Source organism: Gottfriedia acidiceleris (genome assembly GCF_050457485.1).
GTDB lineage: Bacteria > Bacillota > Bacilli > Bacillales > Bacillaceae_G > Gottfriedia > Gottfriedia acidiceleris_D.
In genome coordinates this window covers 58,419-74,655 of record NZ_JBCMJM010000017.1, presented here as the reverse complement: position 1 = coordinate 74,655, position 16,237 = coordinate 58,419, and the positions used below count along the sequence as shown (strand labels likewise).

Genomic DNA, 16,237 nt, shown 5'->3' with positions numbered 1-16,237 from the left:
TCTTTTATAGGAGGAAAAATAAATGGCAATTCTTGTAACTGGAGGAGCAGGATATATAGGGAGTCACACGATCGTAGAGCTGTTACAAAGTGGCAATGAAATTATTGTTCTAGATAATTTTACAAATAGTAAGCCAGAGGCATTAAAAAGAGTGTCAGAGATAACGGGTAAGTCATTTAAAACATATAATATTGACCTATTAAATAGAGATGAGTTAGAAAATATATTTTCTCAGAATAAAATATCGGCTGTCATCCATTTTGCCGGGCTTAAAGCTGTAGGTGAATCAGTCAAAACTCCTATTGAATACTATCATAACAATATTACAGGAACGATTAACCTTTGCGAAATGATGAGAAAATACGGAGTAAAAAAGCTTGTTTTTAGTTCTTCTGCTACAGTCTATGGTTCAACAAATGAATCTCCGATATCAGAAAGTAGTAAATTAGGTGCCTCTAATCCATACGGACGAACTAAGTTTATGATTGAGGAATTCCTTAGGGACGTATATGAATCAGACCATACTTGGAGAATTGCATTATTGAGATATTTTAATCCAATCGGTGCACATCATAGTGGTTTAATTGGTGAGGATCCAAATGGCGTTCCGAATAACTTAATGCCGTTCATTTCACAAGTAGCAGTAGGTAAATTGGAGCAATTAACTATTTTTGGAAACGACTATCCAACAAAAGACGGCACAGGTGTGAGGGACTATATTCATGTGGTAGATTTAGCAATTGGTCATATTAAAGCACTAAAAAACTTAGAAAGCAATACTGGAATTGAAGCATATAACATTGGTACAGGCACTGGCTATAGTGTTCTAGAAATGATTGAAGCTTTTGAAATAGCATCTGGTAAAAAGATTCCTTATAGAATTAAAGAAAGACGTCCTGGTGATGCGGCAGTTTGTTATGCGAATCCAACAAAGGCTATGCAAAAACTTGGCTTTACAGCTACTAAGGGAATTCATTTAATGTGTGAAGATACATGGAGATGGCAAAAAAATAATCCGAACGGATATACTGAAGAGATTGAACAAGTTACAGTGCAATAATGCAGTGTTTTTTTTGTTTGGGAGGAAAAAATGGAATCAATTAATTTATCACAACAACAATTAATAGATATTCTAAAACTCTTTTACTATAGAGGAAGCCATTCGAATGAGTTAAATACGATTGATTTTATAAATGATATGAAAAAAACGATCTTAATGATTAGTACAAACAATTTAGTAGAAACGAAGTAATTAATTTTTAGGAGTAAACTAAAAATGAAGAGAGTAATAGATTTAGTATTTTCAATAGTAATATTGCTGTTGCTATCGCTACCTCTAATAGTTGTAGCAATTTTTGTTAGATTAAAAATGGGTGCTTCAATATTATTTACTCAACAGCGCCCTGGTTTAAATGGTAAACCATTTTACTTGTATAAATTTCGTACAATGAGTGATTTGCATGATGCAGGGGGAAACCTTTTATCGGATGAATTACGTTTAACTACCTTCGGGAAGTTTTTAAGAAAGTATAGTATTGATGAGTTTCCACAATTAATAAACGTGGTTAAAGGGGAAATGAGTTTAGTTGGACCTAGACCATTTTTAATGGAATACCTATCTTTATATACAGAAGAACAGATGCTAAGACATAATGTAAAACCCGGAATTACAGGGTGGGCCCAAGTAAATGGACGCAATTCACTTACATGGGAGGAGAAATTTAAAATGGACGTATGGTATGTGAAAAATAATAATCTCCTTTTAGACTTGAAAATCCTGATTAAAACAGCCATTAAGGTAATAAAAAAAGAAGGAATTTCACAGGAGGGGCAAGTGACAATGGAAAAATTCACTGGTTCTAATGAAGTGATGTAATATGAAAGTAATTATTTTAGGTAATGGGGGACATAGCAAAGTTATTCAAGACATCATTTACTCAATAAAGGGAAATGAGATTATCGCTATACTAGATGACAAATATAAGGTTGAAAAACGTGAGAATGGGATTATATATGCTCCATTTGTTTCTTTAAAAAGATTTCTAGATCAAGACGCTAAAGTAGTCATTGCAATAGGAGATAATAAGCTTAGAAAAAATATAGTTAATTCAATTGATATTAAAAAAGAACAGTACTTAACAGTTGTTCATCCTTCAGCGGTTGTTAGCACTTCGACTAGAATTGGATACGGAACAGTGGTCATGCCGAATGTAGTTATTAATGCACAAGCGCAAATTGGCGATCATTGTGTAATTAATACTGGAGCAATCATTGAACATGATAATCAAATCGGAGACTATACGCATGTCTCTCCGAATGCTACTTTAACAGGAAGTGTTTTAGTTGAAGAAGGTGCACATATCGGAGCATCAGCGACTATTATTCCCGGGATTAAAGTAGGGTGTTGGTCAATTGTAGGTGCGGGTTCAACGGTTATTCACAATATTCCATCGCTTAGTACAGTAGTAGGCTGCCCAGCTAGAATTATTAAAAATTTAAATTTTTAGATTAAATTTTTCGAAAAGGTGGTAAGTGAATTGACCTTATCAAGAATTTATTTATCTCCCCCGCATATGAGCGGAGAGGAGATAAAATATATACAGGATGCATTTAATACAAATTGGATCGCACCACTTGGACCCAACGTGGATGGATTTGAAAAAGAGATTATTAATTATGTAGGAGCCAATGAGGCGTTAGTTGTTAGTTCAGGAACAGCTGCAATCCATTTGGCTCTTTCTTTATTAGATGTCACAAAAGGCGATAAGGTATTTTGCTCCAGTCTTACCTTTGTGGCTAGTGCTAACCCAATAATTTATCAAGGGGCCGAACCGATATTTATAGACTCGGAGCCCGATACATGGAATATGTCACCAAAAGCACTTGAAAGAGCATTGCATGACTCTTATTTAGAAGGAACTCTTCCAAAAGCAGTTATCGTTGTAAATCTATATGGACAAGTTGCAAAAATGGATGAAATTCAATCGTTATGCGCCAGATACAATATACCTATTATTGAGGATGCTGCTGAATCACTTGGTTCTACTTATAAAGGCAGAGTTAGTGGTACTTTTGGGCATTTTAGTATTTTTTCCTTTAATGGAAATAAAATTATTACGACATCTGGTGGCGGAGCACTTGTTTCAAATAATACCGAGTTAATACAAAGAGCAAGATATTTAGCCACTCAAGCTAGGGATGAAGCTCGACATTACCAACATAGTGTAACAGGTTACAATTATAGGATGAGTAATATACTGGCTGGGGTTGGTAGAGCTCAATTGCAAGTATTAGAGGAGCGAATTGAAGCTAGAAGAAGGATTTTTCAACGATATTTTGAAGAGCTAAAGGATTTACCAGGTCTAACTTTTATGCCAGAGTTAACAAATACACGCAGTAACCGGTGGCTTACGGTATTAACGATTAAAGAAGAGGAATCTAAGCTATCAGTAAATACACTATTAGATGCATTAGAAGAGGAAAATATTGAAGCAAGACCCGTATGGAAGCCATTACACATGCAACCCCTATTCAAAGGAGTTCGTTATTATCCCCACGAAGAAAATAACCATGTTGCAGAGAGGATGTTCGAAACTGGGATTTGTTTGCCATCAGGATCGAATCTATCGTTTGACGATCAAAGTAGAGTAATAAGCTGTATCAAAAAAGTATTTTATAAAGTAGCTTGTAGGGAGGGCATTCTATGACAGAACAGCTGAGGTGCCAAAAATGATAGGAAGAAACATTCAGGAAATTCGTGTCAAAAAGGGACTTACTTTATCAGAACTTGCAGAAAAAGCTAATATATCTAAGTCATATTTAAGCAATATTGAGCGTGAATTAAACGATAATCCGTCTATTCAAGTTGTAGAAAAGATTTCAAAAGTATTAGGAGTTGATTTTAGAACATTACTGGGGACTAATACAGAAAATAATAAACTCGAAAGCGACTATTTAGATCTTATAAAGGAATTAGTTGAAATTGGCATTGGAAGAGAAGAATTAAGGGAATATAAAAAGGTATTTGAATTTGTAAAATGGAAGAATTCTAAAAATCATTGATAAGAAATGCTAAAGGGAGTTATGTATGGATAAAACAAAGCCCTTAAAGGTCCTTCATGTCGTTGGTGCAATGAATAGAGCAGGGACCGAAACGATGCTAATGAATATATATCGAAATATAGATCGGAACAAAATTCAATTTGATTTTATTTCTTATAGTCAAAAAGAAGCACACTATGATCAAGAAATAGAAAGATTAGGCGGACGCATTATAAGATTGGAAAAAACATACTCAGTTACAGAAATTTATGCCGCGATTAAAAAGTACGGTCCGTATGATGTAGTTCACGCACATACATTATTTAATTGTGGTATAGCCAATTTAGCGGCTCGATTAGCAGGTGTAAAGATTAGAATATCACATGCACATACAACCTTAGATACTAATCAATCTTTAGTTAGAACGATTTATAAAGGAATAATGCGAAAACTCATCAATGTAACTTCAACAAAATTATTGGCATGTAGTAATGGTGCCGGACGATATTTATTTGGAGAGAAAGAATTAGTAAAAACAAGATATTCCTATTATCCGAATGTAATAGATTATACAAAATTTTTAGAACCGCCATTAAAAGAAGTGAAGAAATTCAAAGAGGAAGCAGGTTTAGAAAATAGTTTTGTAATTGGACATATCGGTAGGTTTATGGATGCAAAAAATCAATTGTTCTTAATTGAGATAATGAAGAACATTTTAAAAAAGGAAAAAAACATTATCTTGTTATTAGTTGGAGATGGGGAATTAAGAGCAAGTATTGAAGAAGAAGTTAAAAAGTTTGGAATCGATGAGAATATTAAATTTGTAGGTGTTAGGGAAGACATACCAACGCTATTACATAGTATGGATTTATTTGTTTTTCCATCTTTGTACGAGGGATTAGGACTTGTTCTTTTAGAGGCACAAGCAAGTGGTATACCTTGTATTGTATCTGAAGCAATACAGCCTGAGGCAAACTTAAATATCGGACTGGTCAAGCAGCTCATGTTAAGCGAAGGACCAGAACTTTGGGCAAATACAATATTAATGAATTCTCGGAATAAAGAAGGAAATATTAACCGAATAATTAATGGATTCGAAACGGAAGGGTATTCGGTTTCTAAAGGAATATCAAATTTATTGGCTATTTACCAATATTCGACAGGTGAACTAAATGAAGAAGAATATATTAGTGGCATCCTTTGATCTAGAGATTGGAGGAGTTGAGAGAAGCCTAATCAGTATGTTAACTAACTTTGATTATAACAACTATATAGTTGATTTAATGCTTTATAGTCACTCTGGTGAATTCATGAAGTTGTTGCCCAAAAAAGCAAATCTACTTGCAGAAAGTAAGGCGTATAAGACATTTCGAATGCCAGTCCTCGATGTAGTAAAAAGTGGGCAATTAAGTCTTGCGCTTTCAAGACTGTTAGCAAAGTATTTGGCAAATAAAAATCACTCTTCTGAAAATGGATATAAACAAATGCAATATATGTGGAAGTACTCAGTCCCTTTACTACCAAAACAAAGTAAGAAATATGATGTGGCAATTAGTTACTTATGGCCACACTATTTTGTCGCGGAGAAGGTAGATGCTGAGATCAAAATTGCATGGATTCATACAGATTTTTCAACAGTGGAAACAGACATTGAATTGGATGTAAAAATGTGGAGTAAGTTCAATTATATCGTAGCAGTCTCAGATGAATGCAAAAATGCATTCATAAGTAAATATTCAGCATTAGGGGACCGAGTCATTGTAATGGAAAACATTACAACTCCTGAATTGATTAACACATTAGCAAATGAAAAAGCCGATAATCCAATGGTGGAAGATGCTAGATTTAAAATTATTACTGTGGCCAGACTATCATACGCAAAAGGGATTGATTCCGCGGTTAAAGCATTGAAAATGTTAAATGATCGAGGATACAAAAACATATGTTGGTATGTAGTTGGTTACGGGGGCGACGAACAACAAATTAAAGATTTAATAGAGGAAAATAATTTAACGGATCAGTTTATTCTTTTAGGAAAGAAAATAAATCCCTACCCCTTTATAAAAGAAGCTGATTTATACGTACAACCATCTAGGTATGAGGGAAAAGCAGTTACAGTGGTCGAAGCGCAAGTTCTTTCGAAGCCAGTTCTTATAACAAATTATCCAACAGCTAAAAGCCAAGTAAAAGATGGATTTGATGGTTCAATCTGTGAGCTCTCAGTTAAAGGTATTGCAGATGGTATTGAAAAACTTTACTTAGATTCCCAAATGAGAGTGCAATTAGTAAACAATTGTAAAGGTACAGTTTTTAGTAATTTAAATGAACTAAACAAACTTTATAGCTTAATATAATTTGCAACAGCTTTTGCTTAAATATAAACCTGTATAAGGGAGGTTTTTCTAGTGAAAAAAAATATACTCTTTGTAATTGATTCCTTACACATAGCTGGAGCGGAAAAAAGTTTAACAACACTATTGAATTTATTAAATCTAGAAGAATACTCCGTTGATCTAATGTTATTCGCACACGGTGGTGAATTTGAGAAGCTGGTTCCTAAGGATGTAAATATTTTACCCCCCCTTAAATACACCAAATATACTGAGCTAAGTATGACTGACTCAGTTATCTACTCATTAAAGAAATTTAAATTTGGTATGCTATTTTCAAGGCTAAAGTATTCCTTTGAAATAAGGAGAAAAAATTATAGTATAGCGGAAGAAGCAAGAATATTTTGGGAAAGTGTTTCCAATGTGATCGAGAAAAATGAAAAAGTATATGATATTGCAATAAGTTATGCACAAGGTATTCCTACTTTTTATGTCGCTGATAAAGTTATAGCTAAGGAAAAATATGCATGGGTAAACGTAAGCTATTATTTAACTGATCATGAAAGGAATTTTCAAGAACCGTTTTATGATCAATATAAAAAAATTGTAGCTGTATCAAATTCTACACGTGAAATCTTCATAGAGACTTTTCCTAGTTATTCCAGTAAAGTGGAGGTTATTTTTGATATAAATAATCCGGAATTTATTAACCAAATGGCATTAAGTGGAGATAGTTATCAAGATAATTTTAATGGCATTAAAATTTTAACGATTGGAAGGTTGGCACACCAAAAGGGTTATGATCTTGCTTTAGAAGCTTGCAAAAATCTGAAAGAAAAGGGCATTGACTTTAGATGGTATGTATTAGGAATGGGCCCGTTACAACAAGAAATTGAAAAGTATATTGAGGATCATCAGTTACATACAAACTTTATATTGTTAGGAGTAAAATCAAACCCTTATCCATATATAAAAGATGCTGATCTTTATGTTCAAACATCGAAGTTTGAAGGATTTGGTCTTGCAATTGCTGAAGCACGTATGCTAAATATTCCTGTGGTAACAACTAGGTTTGACGCAGTTTATAGTCAAATGATTGATGGGAAAAATGGTTTAGTTGTAGATATGACGGCTGAAGGTGTAACAAACGGGATATTAAAATTAATCACGGATAATGAACTGAAAGAGAATATAGTAAAATTCTTACAAGTTGAGAAAAAAGGTAATGTCGAAGAATTAGAAAAATTTTATGAGTTAATAGGTTAATGTAAGAAGAGAGAGTGAAGCCTATGAAAATAAAGATATTATTTATGATAATTAATATGAATATTGGTGGAACTGAAAAAGCACTGCTAAATATGTTATCTGAGATGAATGAAGATGAATACGAAATTACTGTACTTATGTTAGAAGAGTTTGGTGGTTTTTTAAATGAATTACCAAGTAATATTCGAATTGAATATGTAAAAGATTACGACAAAATAAAAGCATTACTAAATAATCCACCTTTATTCGAAGCAATGGAAATATTAAAAGATGGTAAACCGGTTCACGCTATTAATTTAATCTTTCATCACATACTTTCAAAGGTTATGAAAGATAGAAGTTCATACTTAAAATATGTATTAAAAGATTATGGTAAATTTGAAAAAGAATATGATATAGCGGTAGCTTATGCAGGTCCAATGGATTTAATAAGCTATTTTGTTATGCACAAAATAAACGCCAAAAAGAAAGTTCAGTGGATTCATTTTGATGTAACTAAAATTTCCTTTAATAACAAGTTTGCTATTAATCTATATAAGAAGTTTGATCAAATTTTCGTTGTATCAAATGAAGGAAAAGAAAAACTTATAGAGAAGTTATCTGGAATAAAAAACAAAATAAATACATTCGGAAATATTATTTCTTCAAGTTTAATCGAAAAGATGGCAGAAAGAGAGTCAGGATTTGATGAAGATTTTAAAGGAATAAAAATTCTAACGGTTGGAAGACTTTCAATTGAAAAGGGTCAGGATTTAGCAATCAAAGTATTATCGAAACTAAAGAAAGCCGGATACGAAATTAAATGGTATTGCATTGGAGATGGAGAAGGTAAAGCAGAGTATCGCAAATTAATAGAGGAGTATAATGTTTCGGAAGACTTTATTTTATTAGGTACGAAAACAAATCCATATCCTTATATGAAGCAATGCGATATATATGTTCAGCCATCGCGACACGAAGGATATTGTATTACTCTTTCTGAGGCAAGATGCTTTAATAATCCAATCGTTACAACAAATTTTACCGGTGCAAATGAACAACTCATAAATCGGGTAACGGGCTTAATTGTTAATTTTGATGAAGAGGAAATGTATAAGGCAGTGAAAGAATTACTAGATAATGAGATTTTAAGAAATGAAATAAAAATAAATTTACAAAAAGAATCTGTAGATACTACAAAGGAAATAGAGAAATTGAATTTACTCAATGTATAAAAAATTTACCTCATTAGTCATCTAGATAGGTATTCTGGTTTTTATTACTCATTTTTGGGGTGAAATATGAAGAAAAAAGTTTTATTTATGCTTAGTAGTATGAATATAGGCGGTGTGGAGAAATCTTTTCTATCATTATTATCAGTAATTCCAAAAGATAAATATGATATAACGCTCCTCCTTTTAGAGAAAAAAGGCGGATTTTTCGAGAATATCCCAGATTGGGTTAATGTAGTAGAAGCTACATGGTTTACCACAATTAAAGATATTATATTACAACCTCCATACAAAACTTTGAAAGATTACTTTCATAATAAGCAATACGTAAAAATGCTATTTTTTTTAAGTAAATACTTAATTTCCAAAAAAATTGCAGATCGAAATATTTATTATCATCATATTTTTAAGGATGTTCCAAAAGATTTTACTTTGTATGATGTAGCTATAGCATATCAAGGACCTACTGACATCATTGATTATTATATCGCCAACAGAGTAACTGCTAAAAAAAAGGTGTCATGGATTCACTTCGATGTTTCAAAGCATCTAATCAATACGAAATTATATAAAAAGCTTCATAGAAAGTTCGATAAGATCTTTGTCGTTTCAGAGGAAGCAAAGAAAATGCTAATTGAAAAATTACCACAAGATGTAAATAAAACAGAAGTATTTAAAAATATACTTTCATCAAGTGTAATTAATAATATGTCTTTAGCAGAGGTTGACTTTGATAATAGTTTCATAGGGAAGAAAATTTTGACAGTTGGAAGGCTTTCGATGGAAAAAGGTCAAGATATAGCTATAAAGGTATTATCAAAATTAATTGAAAATGGATATAACGTGAGATGGTATTGCATTGGTGAAGGTGATGATCGCAAAGAATACGAGGAGTTAATTCGTAAACTTGGGTTAGAATCCAATTTTATTTTATTAGGTGCAAAACAAAACCCATATCCGTATGTAGCAAATGCCGATCTTTATGTACAAACTTCTAGACACGAAGGTTTCTGTCTTACTTTAGCTGAAGCTAGGTGTTTACATAAACCAATCGTCACTACAAATTTTACAGGTGCATATGAGCAAATCACTGATAATTATGATGGGTTAATTGTCAAATTTGACCATGATGAGTTATTTGAAAAAATAACATACTTAATTAACAATCCTGGAAAAAGCGAGGATTTATCTAGAAATCTATTAAACGAAATTGTAGATACTACTTCTGAAATAGATAAGTTATATCAATATATTGGATAAGATGGAGTGAAATTAATGAATCCAAAAATCAGTATTATTGTTCCTGTATATAAAGTAGAACCCTATCTTCATAAGTGTATAAATTCATTATTAGATCAGACGTTTGCTGATTTCGAATTAATTCTAGTTAACGATGGATCACCAGATAAAAGTGGGGAAATTTGTGATCATTATGCCTCTAAAGATAATAGAATTAAGGTATTCCATAAAGAAAATGGTGGGCAAGCTAGCGCAAGAAACATGGGATTGGATATAGCAAAGGGAGATTATATAGGATTTGTTGATAGTGATGATTATGTTGAAAATGATATGTTTGAATCATTAATTGAGAATGCATTGAAATTTGAGGCAGATGTTGTTGAGTGCGGCATAAAAATTGTAAATGGTAATAAGGTAGAACAAATTCAAAATAATAACCAAGTTGAAATTGGTGATAATATATTCGCTCTAAAAGGACTATTAAACAATGGATACAGGAATTCAGTTTGTAATAAGTTGTATAAAAAAGAAATCTTTGATGATCTTAGATTTCCAAATAAGTTATATGAAGACGGTTTTTTAGCATTTAAAATATATTATTTGGTAAAGAAATACGTATTTATTGGTGCAAGTAAATATTATTACGTACAAAGAAACGAGAGTACAATGTCAAAACAAGAAATATTCACTTTAAGGAATTTAGATGGCTTAGAGTGTGATGAAGAGAGATTTCATTTTATACGGGAACGGGTTAGTGAACAATCATTACTTACTTTATCAGAATCTTATTTTTTTACCCGTATATTATTTTTTTATCAAAAATTACTTAACAATAAAGAAATTGATCCAAATAAGAAATACAGAAATGAATTAAAAAACAAAATCCTAAAAAGTTACCGAGAATTTTTAGTAAATCCAAATTTAAAGAAATTTTATCCTATAGTAAAGACTTCGAAGTTAAATATTAACAAGTTTAACTTTATATTTACGAATTATATGTGGGGATTAAATTACCTTTTAAGAACATACTCTAATATTCGTAAAATATTAATAATGGAAAGGATAGTGAACAAATGAATCCCAAAATAAGTATTATTGTTCCTGTGTATAAAGTAGAGTCATATATACATAAATGTGTGGATTCAATCTTAGCTCAAACTCTAACTGACTTTGAACTTATCCTTGTCGATGATGGATCACCCGATCAATGCGGAATAATATGCGATGAGTATGCTAAAAAGGATAATCGAATAAAAGTAATTCATAAAAAAAATGGCGGGCAAGCAAGTGCTAGAAATGCTGCTTTAAATATTGCTAAAGGCGATTATATAGGATTTGTAGATAGTGATGACTGGATCGAACCGGATATGTATGAACTACTTTATAATATTTGTATTGAGAATGACTGTGATATTGCAAACTGTACGAGTATAGTTCATTATAACGACAAAACAATCATAAATGGATCAGAGCCATTAACGATTCATAATAGAAGTCAAGCAATGAAGGCATTATTTGAAGGTGCATTATATGATGAAGTTGTTTGGTCGAAATTAATGAAAAGAAAGCTTTTGGAAAATCTTAGATTTCCAGAAGGGATTATGTATGAGGATACAGCATTTACTTATAAAGTAATTAATGAGAGTGAAAAAGTATGCTATATTGGCGAACCAAAATATCATTATATTAAGCGCGAAAATAGCACAATGGATCTGGCAGTAAAAAATAAAAGTATTGATGCAGTCCTGATTTATGACGAAATCTATCGTTATGTAAGTCGATATTATCCTGAACTAAAGCCAATCATAACACTAAAACTGGCTAATAATGCAATGGCTGTTTTAAACACAATTTCACTAGATCCAAATCATATTTTATATCAAATAGAATATAAAAAAGTAACCGAGATTTTAAACAATTACTTCACTGAAACAATCAAACTAAAAGAGTATGTTACAAATGTAAAAATATTATTATTTGCAACACGTATTCACCCTATTTTGTATAAGTTAATAATTAATTTCCTATCAAGGAGAAAAAGAGGATGAGCATATACCGAAGAATGTATGTGTTAGGCTCAAAAATAAAAATAAGAAGTATTGAACAGATTACCACCCTATTTAATGGAATGGTTTTTTTATTTTCTAGCCAACCTTCTGTAAAAACAACTGATGAAAGTTTAAATCTAATTGTTCAAAATAAATGTTCTATAAGTAGGTATGGCGATGGTGAGTTCAATTTAATGAACGGAAAAAGCTTAAGATTTCAGCCATATTCAGAGGAGTTAAGCTTAAGGTTAAGTGAAATTATCAAAAGTAATCAAGAAAATCATGAAGTCTTTATCCCAAATGTTTTTAAAAATGTTGACTGGTGTACAGACAGATCAAGAAATTATTGGATACGTTACTTAAATTTAAATCGATATAAGATTTATAAACTACTACAAAAGAACAAGGTCTATTATGATTCATTGGTCACTCGACTTTATATAGACTATAAGGATAAAAGTCAGGCTGAGTTCAGGTTTAAGACTTTTAAAAAGCTGTGGCATCAAAAAGAGGTCATTATTATTGAAGGAGAGCAAAGCAGACTAGGAATTGGAAATGATTTGTTCGATAATACCAAATCAATAAAAAGAATTTTATGTCCAGCTACTGATGCATTTGCAAAGTATGATCAAATATTTGAAGAGGTAATAAAACACGATAAATCAAAACTAGTGTTAATTGCTCTTGGGCCTACAGCTACGGTATTAGCTTATGACTTAGCTAATTATGGCTATCATGCAATTGATATTGGACATATTGATATTGAATATGAATGGTTTTTAAATAAAGCTGTAGAAAAAGAAGCAATTAAAAATAAATATGTAGGTGAAGTTCCAGAAGGTACTGATGTTCATGGTATTAACGACATTAAGTATGAAGAAGAAATCATTTCTAGAATATCGTAAATTCTAAAATAGGGGACATTGAATGACCTTTGAGATTTTAATAATTGTTTCTATATATAAAGTAGAAAAGTATCTTAATAAATATAAGATTTAAAACTAGGGGAAAGACTTAGTAATCCGTTCTAAGTATAGGGATTACTTATTTTATTTTTAAAGGGTGATATATTTTGAAGTCTTCGTTAAGTAAATTACTAATGCTTTTTAACAAAAAGGAAAAGAAGAAACTTATAATTTTATTTATCATGATGATAGTAGCAGCGGTATTTGAAACAATTGGAATTGGAGCTATTTTCCCTTTTGTAGGGATTTTAACTGATCCAAAGGTAATTGAAGAACAATCTATTTTATCGTTTTTATATAATTTTTTTCATTTCAATTCCATTAATGGATTTATCGTATTCGCAGGAATAGCATTGCTTTCAATCTTTTTTATTAAAAACATATATCTATTATTTTTTAATTATATACAAGTACGTGTCATTCTAAATCAACAAGTAAGATTATCTAGAAGCCTGTTTAAGGAGTATTTAACGAAACCTTATGTATTTCATTTACAAAGAAATACATCAGAATTACTCCGAAACATAAATTCAGAAATCACAAAACTTTTCCAAGGAATTATCATATCGGGCTTTCAACTATTAACAGAAATTCTAGTAACATCATTTATTTTAGCTTTGTTAATTTTTACGGCTCCTTTAGCAACTATTGTTGCTTCAATACTACTAGGAGGTAGTGTATTTATCTTTTTTAGATTTTTTCGTAAAAAGATTAGCCATCTAGGTACTGAACAACAAATAGTAAACGCTGCAATGATTAAGTGGGTAAACCAAGGGCTAGGTGCGAGTAAAGAAGTAAAGGTTTCAGGTAAAGAAGATTTCTTTGTTAATGCCTTTACTGCTCAAAGTCAAATAGGCGCAAGAAATAGTCGACAATTAGGAATGTTAAATCAAGTACCGAGATACTTTATTGAAACGATTATGGTAACAATCGTACTGATTACGATGTTAATCATCGTTTTTAAAGGTAGTAATACTACTAGTTTAGTTTCAACAATGGCACTCTTTGCTATGGCAGCATTTCGTTTAATGCCTTCAATTACTCGTATTGTAGGATTTATAACAGCTATTCGTTATTCTCAACCTGCTTTATCAACTATTTATGACGATTTGTTTTTAAATAAAGACCAAAATGTAAGCAGTGACCATCCGGTTCTTGAGGATCATTCAACAATACTTGACCAAAATGAAAGAGTTTTTACAGATTCCATTATATTGAAAGATATTTCTTTTAAATATCCTAATCAGAAAGACTTTTCAGTTAGAGATGTATCTTTACAGATTCCTATCGGTCAATCTGTTGCATTTATTGGTGAATCTGGTGCTGGAAAAACAACTTTAGTTGATATCATTCTTGGATTATTCCACCCTGAAAACGGTGAAATCTTAATTGATGGAAAAAACTTAAATGATCAAAGAGCAACATGGAAGCAAAAAATTGGTTATATTCCACAATCGATTTTTTTATCTGATGATACAATTCGCGGTAATATTGCATTTGGTTTAGATGAGAACCAAATAGATGATTGTGCTGTATGGAGAGCATTAGAGCAGGCACAATTAAAAGAATTTGTTGAATCACTTCCTGATCAATTAAACACAACTGTAGGTGAAAGAGGAGTAAGACTTTCGGGCGGACAACGTCAACGTATTGGAATTGCAAGGGCACTATACCACAATCCAGAAATAATTTTTATGGATGAAGCAACATCTGCACTAGATAATGAAACAGAAAAAGAAATTATGAAAGCGATCGATGGCTTAAAGGGAGAAAAAACGTTAATTATTATTGCGCATCGTCTGAGTACAATTGAAAACTGTGATACTGTTTTCAAATTGAATAAAGGTAGATTAGTGACAGTTGACCATAAATTAAAGCACTCAGTTATTTAATAGTGGTAAATATCTAATTTAAACTATTCTTAAAGGAGGTACGTAATGTTTAGGAGAGGATTAGAAAAATTAAAAAATAAAGCAGCCCAAACTTGGTACTGGCATGGGTTTTATGGGAATTTAATTAGGGAGATGGAAAGGAAAATAAAACCAAAAAATGGTGAAAATGAAGTTTCTTTCATAAATAAACCTGGCATTGCATTTTCATTTGATGACAGTTTTAGAGTTGAGCAATGGTATAAATATGGAATGGATTTATTCGGATATTACGATGTTAAAGTAACATTTAATATTAACGCATTTCACCATTTTGAAGGTGAAAGGGAACATAATCAAAAGGAAATAGATCTGTTACTAGAATTACAAGCAAATGGCCACGAACTTGCTCACCATAGCTTAACGCACCAAAATGCTAAAACATATATTGAGGAACATGGTTTAACAAAATGGATTGAAGATGAAATAGAATCATTATTTAAATGGATGGAAAAACAATCTCATTCTAAAACAAAAGAAAAGTTTAAATTGCCTGTGACTTATTCATTTCCATTTGCTGCATATAATGATGAAATGATAAACGAGATCGTTCCAAAGTATTTTAAAGTTGTAAGGGGACATTCGGCTGCTGATCATTTAACTCCTTTCAATCATACTGGATTTGCACCTGCTATTTGTATAGATAGTATATTTTTAAAAAATAAAAAGTATATAAAAAGAATTTTGAGAGTTGTTAAGAAAACTGGGCTAAATTTAATTTTAATGTCGCATTCTATATTACCTGAAGATGTAAAGTGGGAAGATTTTGGTTGGGGAGAAGAATCGGAACTCGCTGGAACGTGGAGAACCTCACCTAAAATGATTGAAGAAATTATTAAAGAAGCAAAATCATTAGGGTTGGAATTCTATACTACTGCTGAAATAGCTGGAATTGCCACATTTATAGATCAAACTTTAGAACATTGTATTAGACAGCAGCTCCATAATCCAAATGTAAAATGGATAACGATTTCTGAATTGAGCTCGATAAAAGAATTAGATCTAGGCGGTCAAAATATTTCTAACCTAGACGGAGTACAATATCTATCTAATTTAGAGAAAATTAATCTATATGGTAATAATATTTCAGATTATAGGTTGTTAGAAAGACTTAGTAAGTTAAAGGAAATAAAAATAGATAATGATCAAATCGAGGCTAAAACGGGGACTTTCTTTTAAAAAAATTGAAAAATAATAAGGGAATGGGAA

16 protein-coding genes are annotated in these 16,237 nt (G+C 31.5%); all 16 read left to right on the top strand.

Annotation, left to right across the window (positions count from 1 at the left end):
* The first annotated feature begins 22 nt into the window (after positions 1–22).
* On the top strand, positions 23–1,060 hold the full coding sequence (gene galE, locus ABEY15_RS18065) for a UDP-glucose 4-epimerase GalE (RefSeq protein ID WP_429891528.1): 1,038 nt from the start codon (positions 23–25) through the stop codon (positions 1,058–1,060).
* A gap of 30 nt (positions 1,061–1,090) precedes the next feature.
* Positions 1,091–1,252, top strand: a complete 162-nt coding sequence (locus ABEY15_RS18060) for a hypothetical protein (RefSeq protein ID WP_179887114.1) — start codon at positions 1,091–1,093, stop codon at positions 1,250–1,252.
* 24 nt (positions 1,253–1,276) lie between these two features.
* The gene (locus tag ABEY15_RS18055; RefSeq protein ID WP_429891527.1) at positions 1,277–1,876 is read left to right on the top strand and encodes a sugar transferase; all 600 of its coding nucleotides are present in this window, start codon (positions 1,277–1,279) and stop codon (positions 1,874–1,876) included.
* Position 1,877: 1 nt separating this feature from the next.
* Positions 1,878–2,507 (top strand): acetyltransferase, encoded by a 630-nt coding sequence (locus tag ABEY15_RS18050; protein ID WP_429891526.1) that lies wholly within the window; start codon positions 1,878–1,880, stop codon positions 2,505–2,507.
* An 18-nt stretch (positions 2,508–2,525) separates the two neighbouring features.
* Positions 2,526–3,707 (top strand): DegT/DnrJ/EryC1/StrS family aminotransferase, encoded by a 1,182-nt coding sequence (locus ABEY15_RS18045; RefSeq protein WP_429891525.1) that lies wholly within the window; start codon positions 2,526–2,528, stop codon positions 3,705–3,707.
* 22 nt (positions 3,708–3,729) lie between these two features.
* On the top strand, positions 3,730–4,062 hold the full coding sequence (locus ABEY15_RS18040) for a helix-turn-helix domain-containing protein (RefSeq protein WP_429891524.1): 333 nt from the start codon (positions 3,730–3,732) through the stop codon (positions 4,060–4,062).
* Positions 4,063–4,087: 25 nt separating this feature from the next.
* The gene (locus ABEY15_RS18035) at positions 4,088–5,245 is read left to right on the top strand and encodes a glycosyltransferase family 1 protein (protein WP_429891523.1); all 1,158 of its coding nucleotides are present in this window, start codon (positions 4,088–4,090) and stop codon (positions 5,243–5,245) included.
* Positions 5,214–6,395, top strand: coding sequence for a glycosyltransferase (locus ABEY15_RS18030; protein ID WP_429891521.1), 1,182 nt, complete (start codon positions 5,214–5,216; stop codon positions 6,393–6,395). The genes ABEY15_RS18035 and ABEY15_RS18030 overlap by 32 nt, the downstream gene beginning before the upstream one ends.
* Before the next feature lie 51 nt (positions 6,396–6,446).
* Entirely contained in the window at positions 6,447–7,637 is a 1,191-nt protein-coding gene (locus ABEY15_RS18025; protein ID WP_429891520.1) for a glycosyltransferase, read from the top strand.
* A gap of 23 nt (positions 7,638–7,660) precedes the next feature.
* A complete protein-coding gene (locus tag ABEY15_RS18020) occupies positions 7,661–8,851 on the top strand; it encodes a glycosyltransferase (RefSeq protein ID WP_429891519.1) in 1,191 nt (396 codons plus the stop codon).
* A gap of 66 nt (positions 8,852–8,917) precedes the next feature.
* Positions 8,918–10,108 (top strand): glycosyltransferase, encoded by a 1,191-nt coding sequence (locus tag ABEY15_RS18015; RefSeq protein WP_429891518.1) that lies wholly within the window; start codon positions 8,918–8,920, stop codon positions 10,106–10,108.
* Between the two features lie 15 nt (positions 10,109–10,123).
* Complete coding sequence (locus ABEY15_RS18010) at positions 10,124–11,164, top strand: glycosyltransferase family 2 protein (RefSeq protein ID WP_429891517.1); 1,041 nt, start codon at positions 10,124–10,126, stop codon at positions 11,162–11,164.
* Positions 11,161–12,135 carry a glycosyltransferase family 2 protein gene (locus ABEY15_RS18005; protein WP_429891516.1) on the top strand — a complete coding sequence of 325 codons (975 nt, stop codon included), beginning with the start codon at positions 11,161–11,163 and terminating at the stop codon, positions 12,133–12,135. The genes ABEY15_RS18010 and ABEY15_RS18005 overlap by 4 nt, the downstream gene beginning before the upstream one ends.
* Positions 12,132–13,040 (top strand): SP_1767 family glycosyltransferase, encoded by a 909-nt coding sequence (locus ABEY15_RS18000; protein ID WP_429891515.1) that lies wholly within the window; start codon positions 12,132–12,134, stop codon positions 13,038–13,040. Before ABEY15_RS18005 ends, ABEY15_RS18000 begins: the two co-directional genes overlap by 4 nt.
* A 167-nt stretch (positions 13,041–13,207) precedes the next feature.
* Positions 13,208–14,992 carry an ABC transporter ATP-binding protein gene (locus ABEY15_RS17995; protein ID WP_429891514.1) on the top strand — a complete coding sequence of 595 codons (1,785 nt, stop codon included), beginning with the start codon at positions 13,208–13,210 and terminating at the stop codon, positions 14,990–14,992.
* A gap of 45 nt (positions 14,993–15,037) precedes the next feature.
* Complete coding sequence (locus ABEY15_RS17990; protein WP_429891513.1) at positions 15,038–16,207, top strand: polysaccharide deacetylase family protein; 1,170 nt, start codon at positions 15,038–15,040, stop codon at positions 16,205–16,207.
* Positions 16,208–16,237: the final 30 nt, after the last annotated feature.